The following is a 20,808-nucleotide window of genomic DNA, read 5'->3' on the forward strand; positions in this document are numbered from 1 at the left end:
CGACCGATAGGGCGAATCTTCATGGGCTTGCAACATATCGCGCTCGCCGCGTTGACAGCCGGCCGCCCCCCGTCCATCGCGGAGGACCCTGACGTCGTGGAGATGGACCGATGATGAACGGACCGGCCGCCCTCACCCTGTCGCTGCTGATGCTCGGCGGGCTGGTGCTCGGGATCGGCGGGCTGTGGATGATCGTCCGCAAGAATGATCCGAAACGCGGCTGGCTGATGATCGTCGCCGCGATGGTGATGTTCGCCAACGTCGCGATCTGGACGGCTCCGCTCCGCTGAGCGGCGGACAAAAAAGGGGGCCGAAGCCCCCTTTCCCGAAATCAGCGGTCGCCCGACAGCCGCATGTCGAGATAGTCGTCCACCGATTTCATCAGTTCGGGCATCTCGTCCGCGAAGAAGTGGTTCGCACCCGGGATGGTATCGTGATGGATGGTGATGTGGCGCTGGGTCCGCAGCTTGTCGACCAGCTTCTGCACGGCACCGGGCGTCACCACCTCGTCGCTGTCGCCCTGGATGATGATGCCCGAAGAAGGGCAGGGCGCCAGGAAGGTGAAGTCGTACATGTTGGCGGGCGGGGCGATCGAGATGAAGCCCTTGATCTCCGGCCGGCGCATCAGCAGTTGCATGCCGATCCAGGCGCCGAAGCTGAAGCCGGCGATCCAGGTGGTCTGCGCCTCGGGATGGATCGACTGGACCCAGTCGAGCGCCGAAGCGGCGTCGCTGAGCTCGCCGATGCCGTTGTCGAAGGTGCCCTGGCTCTTGCCGACGCCGCGGAAGTTGAAGCGCAGCGTCGCGAAGCCCCGGCGGACGAAGGTCTGGTAGAGCGCCTGGACGATGCGGTTGTTCATCGTGCCGCCGCCCTGCGGATGCGGGTGAAGGATCATCGCAACGGGCGCGCGCGGGCGCGGCCCGGGATTGAAGCGGCCTTCGAGGCGGCCTTCGGGACCAGGGAAAATGACTTCGGGCATCGATATCCTTCGGGACATGCATGGGGCCGGGCGCGCCGGATGGCGCGCCGCCGATCGAGAGCCTATATAGGCTCGGCCCCATCGGGTGCAATCAAATGGAGCATGTCGCCGCTTGGCTACCCCGCGACTCTATCTCGATCATGCCGCAACCACGCCGCTGCATCCGGCGGCTCGCGCGGCGATGGCGCAGGCGCTGGATCGCTGGGCCAACCCGTCCTCGCCCCATGCCGAGGGGCGCGCCGCCCGCGCGGCGCTCGAGGAGGCGCGCGCGCGGATCGGCCGGGCGCTGGGCTTCGACGGCGCGATCCTCTTCACCAGCGGCGCGACCGAGGCGATCGAGATCGCGCTGCGCCGGGCCAAGGCGGACGGGCGCCTCGTCTCGGCGGTCGAGCATGACGCGGTGCGCCGCGCGGTCCCCGAAGCGGCGGTGCTGCCGGTCGATGGCGACGGGCTGGTCGGGCCGCTGCCCGACGCGGCGCGCGGGGCGCTGGTCGCGGTCCAGGCGGTCAACAACGAGACCGGGGTAATCCAGCCGCTCGACCGGATCGGCGCGGCGGTTCGTGACGGCGGCGGGCTGCTGCTTGCCGACTGCGCGCAGAGCGCCGCCAAGCTGGCCCTGCCCGAGGCCGACTTCATCGCGCTGTCGGCGCACAAGCTGGGCGGCCCGCCGGGGATAGGCGCGCTGCTGGTGCGCGACCTCGCGACGCTGAGCCCCAGTGGCGGGCAGGAGCAGGGCTATCGCGGCGGGACCGAGAACCTGCCTGCCGTGCTCGGCTTCGCGGCAGCGGTCGAGATGGGTTTCGATTGGATCGAGCGGGCGGCGGCCTTGCGCGCCCGGCTCGACGCGGCGATCGCGGCAGCGGGCGGCATCGTCGTCGCGGCTGCGCGCGAGCGGCTGCCGACCATCGCCAGCTATCGCATGCCCGGGGTTGCCGCGACCGCGCAGTTGATCCGCTTCGACATGGCCGGGATCGCGGTGTCGGCGGGCAGCGCCTGTTCCTCGGGCAGTCTCAAGCCCAGCCATGTGCTGGCGGCAATGGGCTGGGACGAGGCGAGCGCGCGCGAGGTGGTGCGGATCAGCTTCGGCCGCGACACGAGCGAGGCCGACATCGATCGGGTCGCCGCCGAATGGCGGACGATCGCGACGGCGGCGAGGGCGCGCGCGGCATGATCTATCTCGACTATCAGGCGACGACTCCGCTGGCGCCCGAGGCGCGCGCCGCGATGCTGCCTTTCCTCGACGACAAGTTCGGCAATCCCCATTCGCCGCACCGCCTGGGCCGCGAGGCGGCCGCGGCGGTCGAGGTCGCGCGCGGACAAGTGGCCTCGCTGCTGCCAGGGGGCGGGCGCGTCGCCTTCACCAGCGGCGCGACCGAGGCGCTCAACTGGGCGATCAAGGGTACGCGCGGGCCGATCGTCACTGTCGCGACCGAACACGCCGCGGTGCTCGACAGCGTCCGGGCGGTGGGCCAGGCGGGGCGCGAGGTCCGCATCCTGCCGGTCGATGCCGAGGGACTGATCGACCCCGAACAGGCGCGGGCGGCGATCGCGCCCGGCACCGGGCTCGTCGCCGTCATGCTGGTCAACAACGAGATCGGCGTGATCCAGCCGGTCGAGGCGCTCGCCGCGCTCGCCCATCGGGCGGGCGCGCTGTTCCTGTGCGACGCGGTGCAGGGCTATGGCCGGGTGCCGATCCCGGACGGCTGCGACCTGGTCGCGATCTCGGCGCACAAGGTCCATGGCCCCAAGGGCATCGGCGCGCTGTGGGTGCGCGACGGGGTGACGCTCGAACCGCTGCTCCATGGCGGCGGGCAGGAGGCGCCGGGCCGGTCGGGCACGCTGGCGCCGATGCTCTGCGCCGGTTTCGGCGCGGCGGCGGCGCTGATCGCGGCGCGGGGCGAGGCCGATGCGGCGCATGTCGAGCGGCTGTGGCTGATCGCGGCCCGCCGGCTCGGCCCCGAATGGCGGATCAACGGATCGGTCGAGCGCCGCTGGCACGGCAATCTCAACGTCCGCCGCGACGGCGTCGACAGCGCGCGGCTGATCTCCGACCTGCGCGAACTGGCCTTCTCGGCTGGGTCTGCCTGCGCCAGCGGATCGGGGCGGCCGAGCCATGTCCTCAAGGCGCTGGGCCTGAGCGACGCGCAGGCGCGGTCGAGCATCCGCCTCGGCTTCGGCCGCTATACGAGCGAGGAGGAGATCGATCGCGCCGCGACGATGATCCTCGACGCCGCCGCCAGACAGCGTATGTGGGCGGCATGACCAGGGTCGTGTTCATTTCCGCCGACGGCGAGCATCGCAGCGAGGTCGAGGCGTCGCCGGGCGAAAGCCTGCTCGCGGTCGCACAGGCCGACGGTCAGCCGCTCGAAGGCACCTGCGAAGGGCAAATGGCCTGCTCGACCTGCCACGTCATCGTCGACCCGGCCGATTTCGCCCGGCTGCCGCGCGCATCGGAGATGGAGGAGGACCTGCTCGACCTCGCCAGCCATGTGACGCGCACCTCGCGCCTCGCCTGCCAGATCGTCCTGACCGACGCGCTCGACGGGCTGAAGGTGCGGATGCCGGCCGGCGCGCGGAACATGCAGGGGCGGTAGCCCGCCTGCTCACTCGGCGGCGGGCTTGCATCCCCGGCGCCGATCCCCCATATGCGCCGCGGGAGTCGGGCGGACGGTGCCGTCGCCAACCCGGTCAGGTCCGGAAGGAAGCAGCCGCAACGATTTCGTATCGGGTCGTTCCGGCTCCCACCCGAAAATCGCCTTAAAATTGAAACGACAATCGGGCCCCGGCCCGGTAAGCTCGCCCCATGTCCGAATCTTCGACGCCCTACCGCGTTCTCGCGCGCAAATATCGGCCGCAGAATTTCAACGAGCTGATCGGCCAGGACGCCATGGTGACGACGCTCGCCAACGCGATCCGGCGCGGGCGGCTGGCGCATGCCTTCCTGCTGACCGGCGTGCGCGGCGTCGGCAAGACCTCGACCGCGCGGCTGATCGCCAAGGCGCTCAACTGTATCGGGCCGGACGGGCAGGGCGGGCCGACGATCGATCCGTGCGGGGTTTGCGAACCCTGCGTCGCGATCGCCGAGGGGCGGCATATCGACGTGGTCGAGATGGACGCCGCCAGCCACACCAGCATCGACGACGTCCGTGAGATCATCGAGGCGGTGCGCTACGCATCGGTATCGGCGCGCTACAAGATCTACATCATCGACGAAGTCCACATGCTGTCGAAGTCGGCCTTCAACGGCCTGCTCAAGACGCTGGAGGAGCCGCCGGCGCATGTGAAATTCCTGTTCGCCACGACCGAGGTGAACAAGGTCCCGATCACCGTCCTGTCGCGCTGCCAGCGCTTCGACCTGCGGCGCATCACCGCCGACAAGCTGGCGGCGCACTTCACCAATGTGGTCGCGGCCGAGGGTGTCGAGGCCGATCCCGAGGCGCTGGCGCTGATCGCGCGCGCGGCCGAGGGTTCGGCGCGCGACGGCCTGTCGATCCTCGACCAGGCGATCGCCCACGGATCGGGCCGCGTCGAGGCGCAGCAGGTCCGCGACATGCTGGGCCTGTCCGATCGCGGCGCGGTCCGCCGCCTGTTCGGCGAGATGCTGAAGGGCGACGCGGCGGCGGTGCTGGCGAGCATCAGGGGACAGTACGACCTCGGCGTCGAGCCGGTGGCGATGCTGCACGGGCTGCTCGAGACCTGCCACGCGATCACCCGCGCCAAGGTGGCCGGGACCGACGATCCCGCGCTGTCGGCGGAGGAGCGCGAGGCCTATGGCGACTGGGCCGGCAAGCTCGGCTTCGCGACGCTCCACCGGCTGTGGCAGCTCCTGCTCAAGGGCCATGGCGAGGTCCAGACCGCCGCCATGCCGATCGAAGCGGCCGAGATGGCGCTGCTCCGCGTCGTCCATGCCAGCCAGCTTCCCGATCCGGGCGAGCTGGCGCGCCGGCTCGCCTCGGGTGACCTGAACCTGCCCGTCGCGCCAGCCCCCGCGCAGCCGCCGGCGGCCGAGCCGCAAGGCGCGCTGATGGCCGTCCCTGTGCCCGCTGTTGCCGCGGTTCCCACGCCCACAGCTGCGCCTGCGCCCACGCCGGTCGAAACGCCGCCGCTGGCCGTCGTGCAGGCTCCTGCCACCGCCTCGCTTCCCGAACCCGAACCGGAACCCGCAACGCCGTCGCTGCCCGCGACCGGCGAGGCGATCCATGCACTGCTGCTGCCGGAAAACGCGCTGATCGCGCAGCTCTTCCACGATTATGCGGCGATCGTCCGGCTGGAGGGCGAGGCGTTGCTGATCACGCGCCATCAGCGCTTGCCGCAGACTTTCGCTGGCGATGTCGCCAATATCCTCAAGCGATGCACCGGCCGGACCTGGTCGGTCGCTATGGTCGACGAGGCGGGAACGCCCTCGCTGCTTGCCCGGATCCGCGCCGAGGAGGATGCGGCGCGCAACGCCATTCTCGAATCCCCGCTGGTCAAGGCCGCTCTGGAAGCCTTTCCGGATGCCGAGCTGATCGACTACAGCGTCCCTGAAAAACGGAGTCTCGCATCATGAAAAGCCTCGAGGAGATGATCGCCGCCGCGCAGAGCGCCGCGCAGACGATCCAGACGCAGATGGAACAGGCCCAGACCGTGCTCGACACGATCGAGGTCGAAGGCGCGGCCGGCGGTGGCCTCGTCAAGATCCGCGCTACCGCCAAGGGCCGGATCCTCGGCGTCGCGATCGACGATTCGCTGATGGAGCTGTCCGAGAAGCAGATGCTCGAGGACCTGATCACCGCCGCGATCAACGATTGCCGGACCAAGGCCGACGCCGCCTCCAACGCCGAGATGGCGAAGCTGACCCAGGGCCTGCCGATCCCGCCCGGCTTCAAGATGCCGTTCAGCTGACACCCGCTTGCGAGGCGTCATCCTGAACTTGTTTCAGGATCCACCAAGCCGCGCAAAGGCCGTGCGTTTTCAGCGTTGTGCACGAAGCCTGCTGGTTCGCGCCTGCGGACCGGTGGATGCTGAAACAAGTTCGGCATGACGCGGGGATGAGGGAAGGCACTTTCCCTCAAGCTTACTTCAGACAGCTATCCTGCCCGTAACGCCGCACCTGGCCCATGCGCCGCGCGATCCGGTCGCCATAGCGGCGGGTGAAGCCGCTCGGCGATATCGCCTCGCGCTTCTTCGGCAGCGGCAGGACCGCGGCGATGCGCGCCGCCTCGGCGCGGCTGAGGCGCGACGCGTCATGGTGGAAATAACGCATCGCCCCGGCATTGGCGCCATAGGTGCCGATCCCGGTCTCGGCGATGTTGAGATAGACCTCCATGATCCGCTTCTTCGGCCAGAGCAGCTCGATCAGCACGGTGAACCAGGCTTCGAATGCCTTGCGGACATAGCCGCCATTTTGCCACAGGAACGCGTTCTTCGCGGTCTGCTGGCTGATCGTCGATCCGCCCCTGATCCGGCGGTCGCCCTGGAAGTTGCTCTCCATCGCCTTCTGGATCGCCTTGAAGTCGAAGCCGTGGTGCGAGCAGAAATTGCCGTCCTCGGCGGCGATCGCGGCCAGCGCCATGTTGGGCGACATCGTATCGATCGACATCCAGTCCTTGGCGATGCCGCGTCCGTCGAGGGCGTTGACGATCATCGTCGCGGTGATGGGCGGGGGCACGAAGCGGTAGATGCCGACCCAGATCACCGAGCCGATCACGAAGACGATCAGCGCGCGGACGATCCAGCGAAGCGCGCGGCGGACGAAGGTCTGTCTTGGCATGATCGGGCGCTTATCAGCGGTCGGCGCGGACGATAAGGCCGTTTTCGCTGCGGATCAGGCTGAGCCGCGCTTTTTCGAGGCCGCCGAGACCGGCCGCCTTCAATGCCTGTTCGGGCTTCACTCGTTTCTTGCGCGGCACCCGCTCGATCCACAGCAGCACCGGGCAACGGCCGGGGGAGGCCGTTGTCGGGCGGTCACGCGGAATGACGATCGCGGTGAAGCCATAGCTGCGCGCCAGCCGCTTGTAGCCAAGCGTGAAGACCGGCTCCTCGCGTCGGGCCGCACGCGACGCGCTGCCGTCGTCGAGGCGCCAGCCCGATACGGCGAAAACCTGCGTCTGCGGGCAGGCCGCCACGATTCGCGAGACGCGCTTGGCGCCCGATTGCCATCCGCTGCCGATCCCGTTGACCGTCGCCGACACCGTCACCGACAGCACGGCGATCCCCGCCAGCACGTTCATCCATATCCGGCGATCGGCGATCTTGGCGCCCGCGGTCGCCATCAGCGCGGTGACCAGCACGGCGACGTCGCTGCTGTTGCTGAACGTGATCAGCCGGCGTTGCGCGTCGATCTGCATGATCGCGACCAGCGCCGCGACCAGTGCCGCGCCGATGATGATCGCGAAGCCGGTGTCGCCCCGGCTCCATTGCGCGCGGCCGAGATAGCCCCCCGCCAGCGCGACCGGATTGTGGAGGACGGTGCCGAACAGCAGCGCGCCGAGAATCGAGCCCGCCGACACGTACCCCATCTCGATCCAGTTCTGGTACAGGTCGAAATTGGCGGTCCACGAACTGGCCTGCCAGGAGATCATGGCGATGACCGTCGCCACCGCGAGCGCCATGGTGATCAGCAGCGACCGCGCCCAGCGGCGCAGCCCGCGCGCGATGGCCGCCAGGATCGTCGCCATTGCGACGATGCCGCCGAACAACGCGCCGCCATAGTCGAGGGTGATCGCGGCGAAGGTGGCGGGCAGGGCGAAGAGCGCCATCGCGGCGTCGGTCTTGCGGCGATAGTCCTGCTGCACGAACAGAACGTGGCGGACCAGGAGGATCTGGATCGCAAACGCAGCAAGCTGCCAGAAATCGCCGCGATAGACGCTGAACGCGCGGACCGCCGCCGGCGTCGACAGCATGAGCAGCAGGAAGATGGCAAAGAAGGGGGCCTCGTCGGGCAGCCGTTTCGAGAAGGTGCGGACGGCGAGCACCAGCAGGACGACCGCCGGCAGCGCGGAGACGAGCCGGGCGAGCGGGATCGAATCGACCCCCACCATGTGCAGCAGCGTGGCCCAGGCGTCGAAGATTGGCGGGCGGATATCGAGGATCCACCGTTCATCGACCAGATTCTCCAGCCCGCGGGCCGGGTCCGACAGGTAGATCGTCCAATGGTCGTCGAGCGTCGGCCCCCCGAGCAGCGCCGCCGCCGCCAGAGCCGTGACGATGATCGCCAGCGCGACGGCCATGGCCGCATCGCCGGCACGGCGCCCCCCGCCTGCCTTCATGTCCCCCATCATGCCGCTATCCTAGCACGAAAAACAACGCTGTCAGTGGGGCACGTCACGGGGTAGGGATTCGTCATGATCGCGCGGTTGCTGGGATTGCTTGCGATGACGCTGCCCGCGAGCGCTGCGGCGGAGATGCGCGATTATTGCCCGGACAGGCCCGGTCTCGGCACGCCTGCCTGCACGATCGACCGGGGCCATGTCTCGGTCGAGCTGGGGCTGGCGGATTGGACGCTCGATCGCCAGGCCGGCGAGCGCGACGACACATTGCTGCTCGGCGATCTGCTCGCCCGCTTCGGAATCGGTGATCGCACCGAACTCCAGCTCGGCTGGACGAGCTTCGGGCGAAAGCATGATCGCGATCGTTCGACTGGCCTGCGGCTGCGCGAGAGCGGTATCGGCGACGTGACGATCGCGGTTCGCCACAACCTGCTCCATCCCGACGGTTCGGCGCTTTCGGTCGCGCTGATGCCGTTCGCGACGCTTCCGGTCGGCCATGAACCGATCGGTGCGGGGGATTGGGGCGCCGGCTTCCGGCTGCCAGTCTCCTACGAGATCGACGAGACCTTCGCGCTCGAATGGGTTCCCGAGGTCGATGCGGCGGTCGATTCGGACGGGAGGGGGCGGCACCTCGCCTATGGCGCGGTCGCCGGAGTCGCAGCGAAGCTGGGCCCGGCGCTGTCCGCGTCGCTCGAATATCAGCTCACCCGCGATCGCGACCCGTCAGGTCATGAGAGCCAGCAGCTCGGCGGCCTGTCGCTGGCCTGGCAGCCGCGCGACGACCTACAGTTCGATATAGGCGCCAATGGCGGGCTCGACCGCCATGCGCCCGACGTCGAGCTCTATGTCGGCGTGTCGCGGCGGTTTTGAAGCCGAAAATCCGTCATTCCAGCGAAAGCTGGAATCTCCCTGACTTCCCGCGTGGATGACGTCGAAGGGGGAAGGGAGAGCGGCTTTGCGGCGCTCCCCCACACTCATCACATCGCCGGCAGCAGGCGCTTCTCGCCGGCGATCCGCATCATCGCCTTCTGCAGCTTGTCGAAGGCGCGGACCTCGATCTGGCGGACGCGTTCGCGGCTGACGCCATAGACCTGGCTCAGTTCCTCCAGGGTCTTGGGCTCGTCGACCAGGCGCCGCTCGACCAGGATGTGCTTCTCGCGGTCGTTCAGCGCGGCCAGCGCCTCGTTGAGCATGTTGTGGCGGACCGACTTCTCCTCGACCTCGGCCAGCCGCTCATCCTGGAGCGGGCCCTGGTCGACCAGCATGTCCTGCCACTCGCCTTCGCCGTCCTCGTTCATCGAGACGTTGAGCGACGCGTCGCCGCCCATCGACATGCGGCGGTTCATGCTCGTCACCTCTTCCTCGGACACGCCGAGATCGGTGGCGATCTTCTTGAGGTCCTCGGGCTTCAGGTCGCCGTCCTCGAACGCTTCGAGCTGCGACTTCATCCGTCGCAGGTTGAAGAACAGCTTCTTTTGCGCCGCGGTGGTGCCCATCTTCACTAGGCTCCACGACCGCAGGATATATTCCTGGATCGACGCCTTGATCCACCACATCGCATAGGTGGCGAGCCGGAAGCCCCGGTCGGGCTCGAATTTCTTCACGCCCTGCATCAGGCCGATATTGCCTTCGGAGATCAGCTCGCTGGCCGGCAGGCCATAGCCGCGATAGCCCATCGCGATCTTCGCGACGAGGCGCAGGTGCGAGGTGACGAGGCGGGTCGCCGCCTCGGGATCGCCATGCTCCTGGAAGCGCTTGGCGAGCATATATTCCTCTTCCGCCGACAGCAGCGGAAACTTCCGGATCTCGGCGAGATAGCGGTTGAGGCTCTGCTCCCCGCCCAGTGCGGGGATCGTGGCGGGCACGTTCTTTCCGCTTGCCATGATCAACTTACTCCCTAGTCGGCGCCCCGGCATGGTGCGCCGCAACCTTGCTCGTGTCGATAGGGGAGAATCACTCCCGTACCGTTCTGTAACATCTATAACATCTTTACGCGTAGTTCGCTGAACAAATCCTGCATATCCTGCGGAATTTCGCTATCGAAAGATAAAGCCTCGCTTGTCACCGGATGGACGAAGCCCAACCGGGCCGCATGGAGCGCCTGGCGATGGAATTTCAAACGGTTGAGCAGCTCGCGATGTTCCGGCCGGCTGCGTCCGTAGACGGGGTCGCCGAGCAGAGGATGGCCGAGCGAAGCCATATGGACGCGCACCTGATGGGTGCGTCCCGTCTCCAGCCGGCATTCCACCAGCGCAGCTCCGCGCAACGGCTCGATCACGCTGTAATGGGTGACGGCGCGCTTGCCGCGTCCGTCGGCGACGATCGCGATCTTCTTGCGATTGGCGGTCGAGCGCGCGAGCGGCGCGTCGACGGTCCCGGCGGCAAGGCGCGGCGTCCCTGCCACGATCGCCCGGTAGCGCCGGTCGATGCTGTGCCGGGCGAACTGGGCCGCCAGTCCGACATGCGCCGGATCGGTCTTGGCGGCGACCATCAGTCCCGAAGTGTCCTTGTCGATGCGGTGGACGATGCCTGGCCGCTCGACCCCGCCGATCCCCGACAGACTGCCCCGGCAATGGTGGAGCAGCGCGTTGACGAGCGTCCCGTCGGGATTGCCGGCCGCCGGATGGACGACCAGCCCGGCGGGCTTGTCGACGACGATCAGATGCTCGTCCTCATAGGCCACGACCAGCGGGATGTCCTGCGCCGCGTTGTGCGCGGGGGCGGGATCGGGGACGATCACCGCGAAATGCGTGCCGGGCGCGACCTTCATCGCCGGATCGCGGGCGAGCGCACCGTCGGCATGGCTGACCTGTCCGGAAGAGATCAACGCCTTCAGCCGCTCGCGCGACAGCGTCGGCAGCGCCGCAGCCAGCGCCCGATCGAGCCGCCAGCCATCGGCGTCCTGCGGCACCACGGCCTGCAATGTCGATTTCCCCCCGGTCATCCTGTAGCGATGTGGCGATGGAACTACGGATATCAAGGGTCGCGCTCGACGAAATCCTGTCGGCTGCAGCCGCGAGCCCCGGTGCCGAGATTTGCGGGCTGTTGTTCGGCCGAACTTCGGCGCGCGGCGTAGTCGTCACCGGCCTGCGGCCGTGCGCCAACGTCGCCGCCAATCCGCGCGACAGCTTCGAGGTCGACCCCGCCGCGCTGATCGCCGCGCATCGCGCCGCGCGCGCCGGCGGCCCGGCGCTGGTCGGCCATTATCATTCGCACCCCGGCGGTTCCCCCGATCCCTCGGCGCGCGACGCGGCGGCGGCCGAGCCGGGCGGCTACTGGATCATCGCCGGCGGCGGCACGCTGCGCGCCTGGTATGCGGACGGCCGCCAAGCGGACGGAAGGGGGCGTTTCCGGGCCGTGACGATCGTCGAGGCCGACAATCGCTGATTGCGTAACCGGCGCCCGCTTGCCAAAAGACCCGACCTGTCTGCCCACTGAGGATGTGTCCATGGTCAATCGTTCGGCCGATTTCGCGAGCCTGCTCTGTTCGCGGTTGTGCCACGATCTCCTGTCGCCGGTGGGCGCGCTCAACAACGGTATCGAACTGCTCGCCGACGAGACCGACCCGGAAATGCGCGAGCGCTGCATGGAGCTGCTGGCGGAGAGCGCCCAGACCACCGCGAACCGGCTGAAATTCTACCGTCTCGCCTTCGGCGCGGCGGGCGGCTTCGGCGAACGGGTCGACACCCGCGAGGCGCGTGAGGCGATCGAGGGGCTGCACGGCAACGGCAAGGTCCGGCTCGGCTGGATGGTCGATGCCCCGACGTTGCCCAAGCCGGCGATCAAGACCCTGCTCAACCTCGCGCTGATCGCGGGCGACGCGCTGGTCCGCGGCGGCCAGCTCGACATCGCCGCGGAAGGCGGCGAGGTGGTGATCCGGGCGGAAGGCCCGCGCGTCGTGCTCGATCCCGAACTGCGCAATGCGCTGCTGGGCCATGCCGACCCCGACCTGGTCTCGCCGCGCGCCGCCGCGGCCTGGCTCGTCCATATCCTGGTCAGCGGGCAAGGCGGAGCGGTGCAGGTCTCGCAGCCCGAGGACGGCCTGCTGATGATCGGCGCGACGCTGCCCGCCTGACGGCAGGCCCCCGCGCACCGACCATCATTCCAGCGAAAGCTGGAATCTCCCTGCCTTTTCCACGCGTCGGCACGGACCGCGAAGAGAAGGGAGATCCCGGCTTTCGCCAGGATGACCTGGAAAGACCCTGTGCCATCTACTTATTGTTCGCAGCGGCGCTCATCGTCGATCGTCCGCCGCATGGACAGCGATTTCGCCCTGACCCGATCCCTCAATCGCCTGATCGCGGCGTTGAACGACACGATCGGGGCCTGTGAGGCGATCGCGCGCGATGCGCGCCGCTTCGCCCTCTATGCCAAATATGAGCATGAAGTGGCCCTGCGGCGCGATATCGTCAGGCGGCTGACGCTCAGGGTCGCGCATCTCGGCGGCGAGCCGCGCCGCCGGGGCACGCTGGGCGGCTGGCTCGAGCGGCTGCTCGTCCGGCTCGGCGGGATCGGGCTGCGCGGCGAGCGTTGCGTGCTCCGCCTGTTCCGGCGGGAGGAGCGCCATCTCGCCGCATGTCTGCGCGCGCTGGTCGCGGAGGACGGGCTGCCGCCCGCCTTCCGGCGCGAGCTGGCGCTGCTGTTGCTCGGCCTCAACGAGGCGTTCTGCCGGCGCGAGCTCGATCGCTTCGGTCCCCGTGGTGCCTGGGCCGATCATTTGGCCGTCGGCCGATAACCCCCGTAAACCGGGCCTTAACCATGTTGCGTCATGACCCGGGCCGAACAACCGGTTCGGGAACGATGCCATGGACGACCTGCTCGGCGATTTCGTCGCGGAGACACGCGAGACCCTCGAAGCCTTGTCGGGCGAGATCGTCGCGTGGGAACTCGCGCCCGACGATCGCTCGCGGCTCGATGCGATCTTCCGCTTCGTCCATACTGTGAAGGGAAGTTGCGGCTTCCTGGATCTGCCGCGCCTGGAGAAGCTCAGCCATGCGGCCGAGGACGTGCTCGCCGACGTGCGTGCCGATCGCCGCCGCCCCGATCCCGCGCTGGTCAGCGCGGTGCTGGCGGTGATCGACCGGATCGCCGAGCTCGCCGACGCGATCGAGAGCGGCCGGATCGTGGCCGACGAGGACGACGCCCGGCTGATCGCCGCGCTCGAGCCCGGGGCGCCCAGTCCGGAAGCCGAAGCCGACGAGGCCGCGCTCGCGGAAGCGCTGGAGGCGATCCGGATCGCCGAGGAGGGCGAGGAGGAGACGGTTTCGTCGATCGTCGTGGAGGCGCCCGCGGATCGGCCGGCCGCTGCCGCGGCACCCGCTGGCCCGCGGGCCGTCTCGCGCACCATCCGCCTGCCGGTCGACCTGCTCGATCGGATGATGGCCGGCGTGTCCGATATGGTGCTGGCCCGCAACGAGTTGGCGCGCCGCCTGCGCGAGAGCGGTGCCGAATCGAACACCGAGGTCGCCTTCGAGCGGCTCTCGCACTGCATCGCCGAGATGCGCGACGCGATCACCCGCACGCGCATGGCGCGGGTCGAAAATCTCTTCACCGCGCTTCCACGCATGGTCCGCGACGTCTCCGCCGAGCTGGGCAAGCTGGTCCAGCTCGAGATCGACGGTGGCGACGTCGAGCTCGACCGCGAGATGATCGAGATGATTCGCGATCCGCTGACCCATATCGTCCGCAACGCGATCGACCATGGCATCGAGCCGCCCGAGGCGCGCGTGCTCGCCGGGAAGCCGGTGGCGGGGCGCCTTCATGTCAGCGCCCGGCAGGTCGGCAACCAGATACTTATCGAGGTGATCGACGACGGCCGCGGCATCGATGCCGACCAGCTTGTCGGCAAGGCGGTCGCCGCCGGCATCCTCGGCCAGGAGCGCGCCGCGACGCTGAGCTGGGAACGCAAGCTCGAGCTGATCTTTGCGCCCGGTGTTTCGACCGCCCGGGAGGTGACCGCCATTTCGGGCCGCGGCGTCGGCATGGACGTGGTCCGCGCCAATGTCGAACGGATCGGTGGCCTGGTCGACATCGACAGCCGGCCGGGGCAGGGCCTGCGCCTGACGCTGCGCGTGCCGCTGACCCTCACCATCATCCCGGCGCTGACCATCAGTGTCGGCGGCCAGCATTTCGCGATCCCGCGCTCGGCGATCGACGAGATCGTCCGGATCGGCGGCGACGCGGTGCGGATGGGGACGCTGGGCGGCGCCGACATCGTCTTCATCCGCGGGGTACGGGTGCCGGTCGTGTCGCTCGGCGCGGTGCTCGGCCTGGAACCGGATGGGCAGGCCAACCTGGTCGTGCTCAAACTGTCGGGTGGCGCGCGCTATGCGCTGGCGGTCGAGGCGGTCCACGACCATGAGGAGCTGGTGGTCAAGCCCGCCGCGCCGGTGGTGATGGCGTGCGGCATCTACGGCGGCACCACCTTGCCCGACAACAGCCGGCCGATGCTGCTGCTGGACGTCGCGGGCGTCGCCGAGAAGGCGGGCGTCCGCCGCGACGACCAGGCGGCGGTCGAGCCGGCGGCCGAGGAGCGCGAGGAGGAGCTGCACGACAAGGGCGCGGTGCCCGTGCTGCTGTTCCGCGATCTCGACGGGATCGAGCGCGGCGTTCCGCTGGCGCTGGTCGAACGGATCGAGGACTGTTTCTCCGCTTCGGTCAGCGACAGCGCCGGCCGGCTGCGCCTGAACATCGACGGACGGCTGGTGCCGCTGGTGTCGTGCGGCGCACCGATCGCCGAGGCCAAGGTCCGTGTGCTGCGCATGCGCGATGGAAACGAAGAGCTGGCCTATGCGATCGACAGCGTGATCGACATCGTTCCGGTCGCTATCGAGCTGCAGCGCAGCCTCGTTCCCGGACCGGTCGCGGGCGTGATGCTGGTCGAGGAGCGGCCGGTCGAATTCCTCGACGCCTTCTGGCTGTTCGCACAGGGGCTGGGCAGCGAGCCGCTCGACGGACAGCGTCCGGTCTGCCTGCTGTCGGACGACGATCCCTGGACGCGCCAGGTGCTCGCCCCGCTGGTCGAGGGTGCCGGTTACCGGATCATCTATGCGCCGGAGGACGGGCCGGCCGCCGATCTCGTCATCATGGCGGACGGCGCCGCCGGCGTCGAGCAGCCGGTCGAGGCGGCGGCGGTGCTGCGGCTGCGCCGGCATGCAGAGGAGCGCGGTGCCTCGCCCGACAGCCTGTGGCGCTACGACCGGATTGGCCTGACCGCCGAGCTGCGCCGGCATTGGAACAAGCGGAGCGCCTGACCATGAACGACCTCTACCTCATCGTCGACATCGCCGGCCAGCGGGCGCTGCTGCCTGCCGCCTTCGTCGAATCGGTCGTCGAGATCGGGGACATCGCGCCGGTGCCGTGCGCGCCCCCGCACGTGCTGGGCCTGTTCGCCCTGCGCAGCCGCGTGCTGACGGTGATCGACACGATCGCGGCACTCGGCGGCGAACGCAGCGGCCAGGGGGAGAAGCAGGCGGTGATCGTCCATGTCGACGGCCATCTCTACGGTGTGCTGGTCGACGACGTCGATGACGTCGTCGCGATCGACGGCGCCCCCAGCCAGTTCCGCGCACCGCTGTCGGCCGGTTGGGCGCGTTATGCGAAGGGCGTGCTCGACCATGAGGGCGAGCCGCTCCTGCTCGTCGATGTCGCCGCGCTGATCGCCGGGCCGCTCGACATGGCCGCCTGAAGCGGGGCCGTTAACGGGGCGCTTACCGGTCGAGGCTAGAGATAGTCGAAATGCCCATCCAAGACGGAAGACCGTGATGAAGACCTGCCTGGTTGTCGACGATTCGAAGGTGATCAGGAAGGTCGCCCGTCACATATTGGAGGCGCTCCACTTCAACGTCGAGGAGGCGGGCGACGGGCGTGAGGCGCTCGACCGCTGCCAGGCGGGCAAGCTGCCCGACGTGATCCTGCTCGACTGGAACATGCCGGTGATGAGCGGCATGGAATTCCTCCGTTCGCTCGGTTCGTCCGATTTCGCGCAGCGGCCCAAGGTCGTGTTCTGCACCACCGAGAACGACGTGGCGCATATCCGTGCAGCGATCGAGGCGGGCGCCGACGAATATATGATGAAGCCGTTCGACCGCGAGACGCTCGAAAGCAAGCTGCAGCTGGTGGGCGTCGCCTGACCATGTCTCGGGGGGGACTTGGAGGCAGCGTCATGGTGGGCGTCGCGGATGCCGGGCGGGGGCGGCCCCGTCCGATCCGCGTCCTGCTCGTCGACGACTCGCTGGTCGCCAGGACCGTCCTGGCACGGCTGCTGGAGGGGCGGCCGGAATTCGAGATCGCGGGGGCGGCACCGACCGCCGACCAGGCGATCCGCTTTCTCAGCAGCCACGACATCGACATCGTCGTGCTCGACGTCGAGATGCCGGGCAAGGATGGGCTGACCGCGCTGCCCGAGATATTGGAGGCGAGCCACGGCGCGCGCGTCCTGATCGTCTCCTCGGCGGCGGAGGCGGGGGCATCGGCGACGGTGCGCGCGCTGACGCTGGGGGCGGCCGACACGCTGCTCAAGCCGACCGCCGGCAACTTCGCGGGCGAATTCTCGCACAAGTTCATCGACGCGCTGCTGCGCATCGGCCATGCCAACCATCAGGTCCAGCGGCCCGACCGCAAGGCCGCCGACGCTGCTCCCCGCCCCGCGCCGGTGCCGATCGTCGCGCTGCGGCCGACCCGGAGCGGCCGGGTCGCCTGCCTGGCGATCGGCGCGTCGACCGGCGGGCTCCATGCGCTGTCCGCTTTCCTGCGCGGGCTGTCGCGTGACTTCCGGGCGCCGATCCTGATCACCCAGCACCTGCCGCCGCCGTTCATGCCCTATTTCGCGGCGCAGCTTCGCGACATTGCCGGCCGCCCGACGGCGGTCGCCGCCGAGGGGACACCGCTGGTGGCCGGCGAGATGCTGGTCGCGCCGGGGGAGGGGCATATCCGCCTCGTCCGCAGCGGCGCGCGCGTGCTGGTGACGATCGATCCCGCGCCCGCGCCGAGCCGCTGCATGCCCTCGGTCGATCCGATGTTCGCGGCGGTGGCCGAGCTGTTCGGGGCCGAAGGCGTCGGCGTGGTGCTGACCGGCATGGGCCGCGACGGCACGATCGGCGCCGAGGCGATGGTCGCCGCAGGCGCCGAGATATTGGCGCAGGACTCGGCGAGCTCGGTGGTGTGGGGCATGCCGGGGTCGGTGGCGCAGGCGGGACTGGCCTCGCTGGTGATGCCGCCCGAGGAACTGGCCCGCCACGTCTGCCACCGCAGTGCCGGTGGGGCATGGAAGTAAGCCCGCGCGCGGCTATGGCGATCGCCCGCCTGTTCGAACAGGCGACCGGCCAGACATTGTCGCAGGACCGCTTCTGGCGGATCGGCACGACGCTGATGCCTTTCTGCCGCGCGCGCGGGATCGACAGCTTCGACCAGCTGGCCCTCACGCTCGAACGCAGCGCCGACCGTGAGCTGTCGCTCGACATGATCGACGCGCTGCTCAACAACGAGACGAGCTTCTTCCGCGATGCCGGGGTCTTCGCCCAGATCGGCCAGGCGCTGCTGCCTCGGCTGGCGGCGGCGCGGCAGCGTGAACGGCGTCTGCGCATCTGGTCGGCGGCCTGCTCGACCGGGCAGGAGGCCTATTCGCTGGCGATGCTGTTCGCCGAGCAGGGCGATCGCTGGGCCGGCTGGCGTATCGACATCGTCGGCAGCGACATCTCCCGCTCGGCGGTCGAGCAGGCGCGCAGCGGCCTCTATACCCAGTTCGAGGTCCAGCGCGGCCTGCCGATCCGGCAGCTCATCGCCTGGTTCGATCCGGTGCTGGACCAGGGCTGGCGGGTAAAGCCGCAGCTCGCCGCCTATGTCGCCTTCCAGCGGCACAACCTGCTCGGTCCGCCGCCGGCCGGCGGTCGCTTCGACCTGATCCTGTGCCGCAACGCCCTTCTCTATTTTTCGCCCGAGCGGCGCCACCAGATGCTGGAGGGACTGGCGCTCGCGATCGCCCCCGACGGCGGGTTGCTGCTGGGTGCGGGGGAGACGGTGCAGGGCTCGGCCCGCTTCGTCGCCGACGCCGAGCTGCCGATGGTCTATCGCCCCGCCGCATCGCGGACCGTGCCGCACGCGGCCTAAGCGCGCCGTTCTCGTCCGAAATGATCCGAGGATCATTTCCGGCCGACTTTGAGCGCGTGCTTTGCGCTTCCGCCGCGAAGGCTCAGGGTTTAAAGCATGTCCGTAATGGACGAAATCATCGATTGCCCGTCGCCCAATCATGACGAGCGCACGCTGCCGATCACCATGCTGGTGCTGCATTATACCGGCATGGCCGACGCGGCGTCGGCGGTCGCCCGGCTGACCGATCCCGAGGCGAAGGTATCGAGCCATTATCTGGTCGCAGAAGACGGGCAGGTGATGCGGCTGGTCCCCGAACTGCGCCGCGCCTGGCATGCCGGCCAGTCGAGTTGGCGCGGCATCACCGACGTCAATTCGGCCAGCATCGGCATCGAGATCGTCAATCCCGGCCATGAGCTGGGCTATCGGCCCTTTCCCAAGCCGCAGATGGACACGCTGATCCCGCTGATCTCCGACATCACCAGCCGCTATCCGATCGAGCCCGCCAACGTCGTCGGCCATTCGGACGTCGCGCCCCGGCGCAAGCAGGATCCGGGCGAGCTGTTCGACTGGGAATTGCTCGGCAAGCTCGGCCTCGCGCTGCGCCGCCCCCGCCACGGGCTCGCTGATCCGCACTGGACGCCGGGCGGCTTCCTGCTGGCGCTCGAGCGCTTTGGCTACGACGTCGCCGACGGGCCCGCGGCGGTCACGGCCTTCCAGCGCCGCTTCCGTCCGGAGAAGATCGACGGGATCGCCGACGGTGAATGCCGCGCGATTCTGCTTCGCCTGCTGCTCCACCGTGAGGGCGACGGATTGCTTGAGTCTCCCGCCAAAAGCTCCTAACGGCACCTCCACCAGAGGGCCGGGCGGTCGCCGCGCAGCGATGCGGGGAGGAAAGTCCGGGCTCCAAGGAGTGACGGTGCCGGGTAATGCCCGGCGGGGGCGACCCCAGGGACAGTGCCACAGAAAGCAGACCGCCCGGCGGACCGCCAAGCTCGCTTGGTGCGTTCCGGGCAAGGTCGAAAGGGTGCGGTAAGAGCGCACCGCGGTCCCGGCAACGGGAACGGCATGGTAAACCCCACCGGGAGCAAGATCGAATAGGGACGGCGCATGGGCTACTCCGCCCGGTCGTCCGGGTTGATTGCTGGAGGCCGGATGTGAGTCCGGTCCTAGAGGAATGATCGCCCATCCGGCTTCGGCCGGTGGACAGAACCCGGCTTACAGGCCCTCTGGTTCTTCCCTGCGCCGTACCGCCCGGCGGGTACGCGGCGCGGGCGTCCCAACGGGGCCGTGCGCCTTGTCGAGGTAGAAGCCGGCGAGGAAATAATGGGCCCGCATCGCGGCCGGATGACGGGCCGACCGGGCCGCCGTCAGTTCGACCTCGGCGCGCTGCAGATAATAATCGCTGTCCTGATCCATGCGTATCCCTGCCTGCCACCCTTCATAATTCCGCACATGCGAAATGGATGCGCCCGACGATCGCGCCATCCGGAAAATAGTCGCGCTTTTCGAGCGGCTTGCCGCAGCTTGTGGGCAATGCTTCGAGGCTGGCGCGTTGATCGCCTATTCGGACAGGAGAGAGATCATGCCCCGTGGCGACAAGAGCAGCTACACCGACAAGCAGAAGCGCAAGGCCGAACATATCGAGGAAGGCTATGAGGATCGCGGCGTGCCCCACAAGGAGGCAGAACGCCGCGCCTGGGCGACCGTCAACAAGGAATCCGGCGGGGGCAACAAGTCCGGCTCGGGCCGGGGCAAGCCCGACACACACGTCTCCTCGTCGCGCGGCGGACGTGCCCACAAGTCGGGTTCGGCCGAGCAGCGATCGGCGGCGGCGCGCAAGGGCTGGGTGACGCGGCGCAAGCACGCGGCCGCCTGAGCGGCCGGCTGCGCGGTCTCAGCCCAGGCTCGCCAGGCCCCAGCCGAACGAACCGAGCAGCAGCGCGATCAGCAGGAGGCCAAGCGCGACGTGGGTCGGGCGCCGGGGCTGGTCGGGCCGATCCTCTTCCCCCTCCGGACGAGGCGGGCCGGCGTAGGGCAGTCGACTCACAAGGACTGCGAATGCAGGGCGCTAGGTTGTCCGATCGCGCCGAGGGCTTCCCCGGCAAGCATCGCTTCGCCCTGCGCCGCAAGGTCGGTGATCGAGACGATGCCGACCAGCCGCTTGTCGCGGTTGAGGACTGGCAGGCGCCGCACTTGGATGTCGCCCATATTCTCGAGCACGTCCTCGCTGTCGTCGTCGCTGAAGCAGTAGCGGACCTCGGCGCTCATCACCTTGCCGATCTCGGTGGTGGGGGGAAGACCACGGGCCACTGCGCGGATCGCAATGTCACGATCGGTGATGACGCCCACCAGCCGATCCCCCTCCGCGACCGGCAACACGCCGGCGTCGATCTCGGCCATCGCCTGAGCCGCTTCCTGCAAGCTCCGCTCGGGACCGATGATGCGGACATCGTCGGCCATGCAATCGGATACCTTCATGGCATTTCTCCT

General features: G+C 68.9%; 24 protein-coding genes and 2 other RNA genes. 19 read left to right on the plus strand and 7 right to left on the minus strand.

Features of this window, described 5'->3' with window-relative positions; all coding sequences use genetic code 11:
- Positions 1–110 precede the first annotated feature (110 nt).
- Positions 111–290, plus strand: coding sequence for a hypothetical protein (locus B5X82_RS01715; RefSeq protein ID WP_079646305.1), 180 nt, complete (start codon positions 111–113; stop codon positions 288–290).
- A 41-nt stretch (positions 291–331) separates the two neighbouring features.
- On the opposite strand, the gene B5X82_RS01720 is transcribed toward B5X82_RS01715, so the two are convergent.
- Positions 332–979, minus strand: coding sequence for an alpha/beta hydrolase (locus B5X82_RS01720; protein WP_047169755.1), 648 nt, complete (start codon positions 977–979; stop codon positions 332–334).
- 112 nt (positions 980–1,091) lie between these two features.
- Here B5X82_RS01720 and B5X82_RS01725 point away from each other — a divergent pair, with 112 nt between their 5' ends.
- From B5X82_RS01725 to B5X82_RS01750, 6 genes are all read left to right on the plus strand, one after another.
- Complete coding sequence (locus B5X82_RS01725; RefSeq protein ID WP_079646306.1) at positions 1,092–2,150, plus strand: cysteine desulfurase family protein; 1,059 nt, start codon at positions 1,092–1,094, stop codon at positions 2,148–2,150.
- Complete coding sequence (locus B5X82_RS01730; RefSeq protein WP_079646696.1) at positions 2,147–3,241, plus strand: cysteine desulfurase family protein; 1,095 nt, start codon at positions 2,147–2,149, stop codon at positions 3,239–3,241. The genes B5X82_RS01725 and B5X82_RS01730 overlap by 4 nt, the downstream gene beginning before the upstream one ends.
- Positions 3,238–3,573 (plus strand): 2Fe-2S iron-sulfur cluster-binding protein, encoded by a 336-nt coding sequence (locus tag B5X82_RS01735; protein ID WP_079646695.1) that lies wholly within the window; start codon positions 3,238–3,240, stop codon positions 3,571–3,573. The genes B5X82_RS01730 and B5X82_RS01735 overlap by 4 nt, the downstream gene beginning before the upstream one ends.
- A 57-nt stretch (positions 3,574–3,630) precedes the next feature.
- An RNA gene (gene ffs, locus B5X82_RS01740) (signal recognition particle sRNA small type) lies at positions 3,631–3,728 on the plus strand.
- 54 nt (positions 3,729–3,782) lie between these two features.
- The gene (locus B5X82_RS01745; RefSeq protein WP_079646307.1) at positions 3,783–5,528 is read left to right on the plus strand and encodes a DNA polymerase III subunit gamma/tau; all 1,746 of its coding nucleotides are present in this window, start codon (positions 3,783–3,785) and stop codon (positions 5,526–5,528) included.
- Positions 5,525–5,863 carry a YbaB/EbfC family nucleoid-associated protein gene (locus tag B5X82_RS01750; RefSeq protein WP_011950909.1) on the plus strand — a complete coding sequence of 113 codons (339 nt, stop codon included), beginning with the start codon at positions 5,525–5,527 and terminating at the stop codon, positions 5,861–5,863. The genes B5X82_RS01745 and B5X82_RS01750 overlap by 4 nt, the downstream gene beginning before the upstream one ends.
- 172 nt (positions 5,864–6,035) lie before the next feature.
- Here the strand turns inward: B5X82_RS01750 and mtgA are convergent, their stop codons facing one another.
- Both mtgA and B5X82_RS01760 read right to left on the minus strand, forming a co-directional pair.
- Positions 6,036–6,731, minus strand: a complete 696-nt coding sequence (gene mtgA, locus B5X82_RS01755) for a monofunctional biosynthetic peptidoglycan transglycosylase (protein WP_079646308.1) — start codon at positions 6,729–6,731, stop codon at positions 6,036–6,038.
- Positions 6,732–6,744: 13 nt separating this feature from the next.
- The gene (locus tag B5X82_RS01760; protein WP_079646309.1) at positions 6,745–8,241 is read right to left on the minus strand and encodes a hypothetical protein; all 1,497 of its coding nucleotides are present in this window, start codon (positions 8,239–8,241) and stop codon (positions 6,745–6,747) included.
- Between the two features lie 63 nt (positions 8,242–8,304).
- Here B5X82_RS01760 and B5X82_RS01765 point away from each other — a divergent pair, with 63 nt between their 5' ends.
- Positions 8,305–9,099: a transporter gene (locus B5X82_RS01765; protein WP_079646310.1), complete on the plus strand. Its 795-nt coding sequence runs from the start codon at positions 8,305–8,307 to the stop codon at positions 9,097–9,099.
- Positions 9,100–9,206: 107 nt separating this feature from the next.
- On the opposite strand, the gene rpoH is transcribed toward B5X82_RS01765, so the two are convergent.
- Complete coding sequence (gene rpoH / locus B5X82_RS01770) at positions 9,207–10,112, minus strand: RNA polymerase sigma factor RpoH (RefSeq protein ID WP_079646311.1); 906 nt, start codon at positions 10,110–10,112, stop codon at positions 9,207–9,209.
- A 95-nt stretch (positions 10,113–10,207) separates the two neighbouring features.
- A complete protein-coding gene (locus B5X82_RS01775; RefSeq protein WP_079646312.1) occupies positions 10,208–11,173 on the minus strand; it encodes an RluA family pseudouridine synthase in 966 nt (321 codons plus the stop codon).
- 17 nt (positions 11,174–11,190) lie between these two features.
- Between B5X82_RS01775 and B5X82_RS01780 the strand changes: the two genes are divergently transcribed.
- The 11 genes from B5X82_RS01780 (at position 11,191) to B5X82_RS01830 (ending at position 20,194) form a co-directional block, all read left to right on the plus strand.
- Entirely contained in the window at positions 11,191–11,616 is a 426-nt protein-coding gene (locus B5X82_RS01780) for a M67 family metallopeptidase (protein ID WP_079646313.1), read from the plus strand.
- 61 nt (positions 11,617–11,677) lie between these two features.
- Positions 11,678–12,304, plus strand: a complete 627-nt coding sequence (locus tag B5X82_RS01785) for a histidine phosphotransferase family protein (protein ID WP_079646314.1) — start codon at positions 11,678–11,680, stop codon at positions 12,302–12,304.
- A 180-nt stretch (positions 12,305–12,484) separates the two neighbouring features.
- Positions 12,485–12,964, plus strand: a complete 480-nt coding sequence (locus B5X82_RS01790) for a DUF2383 domain-containing protein (RefSeq protein ID WP_079646315.1) — start codon at positions 12,485–12,487, stop codon at positions 12,962–12,964.
- A gap of 70 nt (positions 12,965–13,034) precedes the next feature.
- Positions 13,035–15,482 carry a chemotaxis protein CheA gene (locus tag B5X82_RS01795; protein ID WP_079646316.1) on the plus strand — a complete coding sequence of 816 codons (2,448 nt, stop codon included), beginning with the start codon at positions 13,035–13,037 and terminating at the stop codon, positions 15,480–15,482.
- Between the two features lie 2 nt (positions 15,483–15,484).
- Positions 15,485–15,916, plus strand: a complete 432-nt coding sequence (locus B5X82_RS01800) for a chemotaxis protein CheW (RefSeq protein WP_079646317.1) — start codon at positions 15,485–15,487, stop codon at positions 15,914–15,916.
- Positions 15,917–15,992: 76 nt separating this feature from the next.
- Positions 15,993–16,361, plus strand: a complete 369-nt coding sequence (locus B5X82_RS01805) for a response regulator (RefSeq protein ID WP_079646318.1) — start codon at positions 15,993–15,995, stop codon at positions 16,359–16,361.
- A 32-nt stretch (positions 16,362–16,393) separates the two neighbouring features.
- Complete coding sequence (cheB, locus tag B5X82_RS01810; RefSeq protein WP_079646319.1) at positions 16,394–17,503, plus strand: chemotaxis-specific protein-glutamate methyltransferase CheB; 1,110 nt, start codon at positions 16,394–16,396, stop codon at positions 17,501–17,503.
- A 14-nt stretch (positions 17,504–17,517) separates the two neighbouring features.
- Positions 17,518–18,336, plus strand: coding sequence for a CheR family methyltransferase (locus B5X82_RS01815; protein WP_235862570.1), 819 nt, complete (start codon positions 17,518–17,520; stop codon positions 18,334–18,336).
- A 96-nt stretch (positions 18,337–18,432) separates the two neighbouring features.
- Positions 18,433–19,158 carry an N-acetylmuramoyl-L-alanine amidase gene (locus B5X82_RS01820; protein WP_079646321.1) on the plus strand — a complete coding sequence of 242 codons (726 nt, stop codon included), beginning with the start codon at positions 18,433–18,435 and terminating at the stop codon, positions 19,156–19,158.
- A gap of 11 nt (positions 19,159–19,169) precedes the next feature.
- Positions 19,170–19,552, plus strand: an RNA gene (gene rnpB, locus B5X82_RS01825) — RNase P RNA component class A.
- Between the two features lie 348 nt (positions 19,553–19,900).
- Positions 19,901–20,194 carry a plasmid stabilization protein gene (locus tag B5X82_RS01830; protein WP_079646322.1) on the plus strand — a complete coding sequence of 98 codons (294 nt, stop codon included), beginning with the start codon at positions 19,901–19,903 and terminating at the stop codon, positions 20,192–20,194.
- An 18-nt stretch (positions 20,195–20,212) separates the two neighbouring features.
- On the opposite strand, the gene B5X82_RS26635 is transcribed toward B5X82_RS01830, so the two are convergent.
- Positions 20,213–20,365, minus strand: a complete 153-nt coding sequence (locus B5X82_RS26635; protein ID WP_176152440.1) for a hypothetical protein — start codon at positions 20,363–20,365, stop codon at positions 20,213–20,215.
- On the minus strand, positions 20,362–20,796 hold the full coding sequence (locus B5X82_RS01835) for a CBS domain-containing protein (protein WP_079646323.1): 435 nt from the start codon (positions 20,794–20,796) through the stop codon (positions 20,362–20,364). The genes B5X82_RS26635 and B5X82_RS01835 overlap by 4 nt, the downstream gene beginning before the upstream one ends.
- Positions 20,797–20,808: the final 12 nt, after the last annotated feature.

The sequence above is a fragment of the Rhizorhabdus histidinilytica genome, from assembly GCF_900167915.1.
Classification (GTDB): domain Bacteria; phylum Pseudomonadota; class Alphaproteobacteria; order Sphingomonadales; family Sphingomonadaceae; genus Rhizorhabdus; species Rhizorhabdus histidinilytica.

What these genes read in the sequence shown, in the direction of transcription:
- B5X82_RS01830 (WP_079646322.1), top strand. Translation starts at nt 19,901, where the DNA reads ATGCCCCGTGGCGACAAGAGCAGCTACACCGACAAGCAGAAGCGCAAG.
- B5X82_RS01760 (WP_079646309.1), bottom strand. Translation starts at nt 8,241, where the DNA reads ATGATGGGGGACATGAAGGCAGGCGGGGGGCGCCGTGCCGGCGATGCG.
- mtgA (WP_079646308.1), bottom strand. Translation starts at nt 6,731, where the DNA reads ATGCCAAGACAGACCTTCGTCCGCCGCGCGCTTCGCTGGATCGTCCGC.
- B5X82_RS01795 (WP_079646316.1), top strand. Translation starts at nt 13,035, where the DNA reads ATGGACGACCTGCTCGGCGATTTCGTCGCGGAGACACGCGAGACCCTC.
- rpoH (WP_079646311.1), bottom strand. Translation starts at nt 10,112, where the DNA reads ATGGCAAGCGGAAAGAACGTGCCCGCCACGATCCCCGCACTGGGCGGG.
- B5X82_RS01765 (WP_079646310.1), top strand. Translation starts at nt 8,305, where the DNA reads ATGATCGCGCGGTTGCTGGGATTGCTTGCGATGACGCTGCCCGCGAGC.
- B5X82_RS01775 (WP_079646312.1), bottom strand. Translation starts at nt 11,173, where the DNA reads ATGACCGGGGGGAAATCGACATTGCAGGCCGTGGTGCCGCAGGACGCC.
- B5X82_RS01820 (WP_079646321.1), top strand. Translation starts at nt 18,433, where the DNA reads ATGTCCGTAATGGACGAAATCATCGATTGCCCGTCGCCCAATCATGAC.
- B5X82_RS01800 (WP_079646317.1), top strand. Translation starts at nt 15,485, where the DNA reads ATGAACGACCTCTACCTCATCGTCGACATCGCCGGCCAGCGGGCGCTG.
- B5X82_RS01805 (WP_079646318.1), top strand. Translation starts at nt 15,993, where the DNA reads ATGAAGACCTGCCTGGTTGTCGACGATTCGAAGGTGATCAGGAAGGTC.
- cheB (WP_079646319.1), top strand. Translation starts at nt 16,394, where the DNA reads ATGGTGGGCGTCGCGGATGCCGGGCGGGGGCGGCCCCGTCCGATCCGC.
- B5X82_RS01745 (WP_079646307.1), top strand. Translation starts at nt 3,783, where the DNA reads ATGTCCGAATCTTCGACGCCCTACCGCGTTCTCGCGCGCAAATATCGG.
- B5X82_RS01715 (WP_079646305.1), top strand. Translation starts at nt 111, where the DNA reads ATGATGAACGGACCGGCCGCCCTCACCCTGTCGCTGCTGATGCTCGGC.
- B5X82_RS01835 (WP_079646323.1), bottom strand. Translation starts at nt 20,796, where the DNA reads ATGAAGGTATCCGATTGCATGGCCGACGATGTCCGCATCATCGGTCCC.
- B5X82_RS01815 (WP_235862570.1), top strand. Translation starts at nt 17,518, where the DNA reads ATGGCGATCGCCCGCCTGTTCGAACAGGCGACCGGCCAGACATTGTCG.
- B5X82_RS01785 (WP_079646314.1), top strand. Translation starts at nt 11,678, where the DNA reads ATGGTCAATCGTTCGGCCGATTTCGCGAGCCTGCTCTGTTCGCGGTTG.
- B5X82_RS01780 (WP_079646313.1), top strand. Translation starts at nt 11,191, where the DNA reads ATGGAACTACGGATATCAAGGGTCGCGCTCGACGAAATCCTGTCGGCT.
- B5X82_RS01730 (WP_079646696.1), top strand. Translation starts at nt 2,147, where the DNA reads ATGATCTATCTCGACTATCAGGCGACGACTCCGCTGGCGCCCGAGGCG.
- B5X82_RS01735 (WP_079646695.1), top strand. Translation starts at nt 3,238, where the DNA reads ATGACCAGGGTCGTGTTCATTTCCGCCGACGGCGAGCATCGCAGCGAG.
- B5X82_RS01750 (WP_011950909.1), top strand. Translation starts at nt 5,525, where the DNA reads ATGAAAAGCCTCGAGGAGATGATCGCCGCCGCGCAGAGCGCCGCGCAG.
- B5X82_RS01790 (WP_079646315.1), top strand. Translation starts at nt 12,485, where the DNA reads ATGGACAGCGATTTCGCCCTGACCCGATCCCTCAATCGCCTGATCGCG.
- B5X82_RS01720 (WP_047169755.1), bottom strand. Translation starts at nt 979, where the DNA reads ATGCCCGAAGTCATTTTCCCTGGTCCCGAAGGCCGCCTCGAAGGCCGC.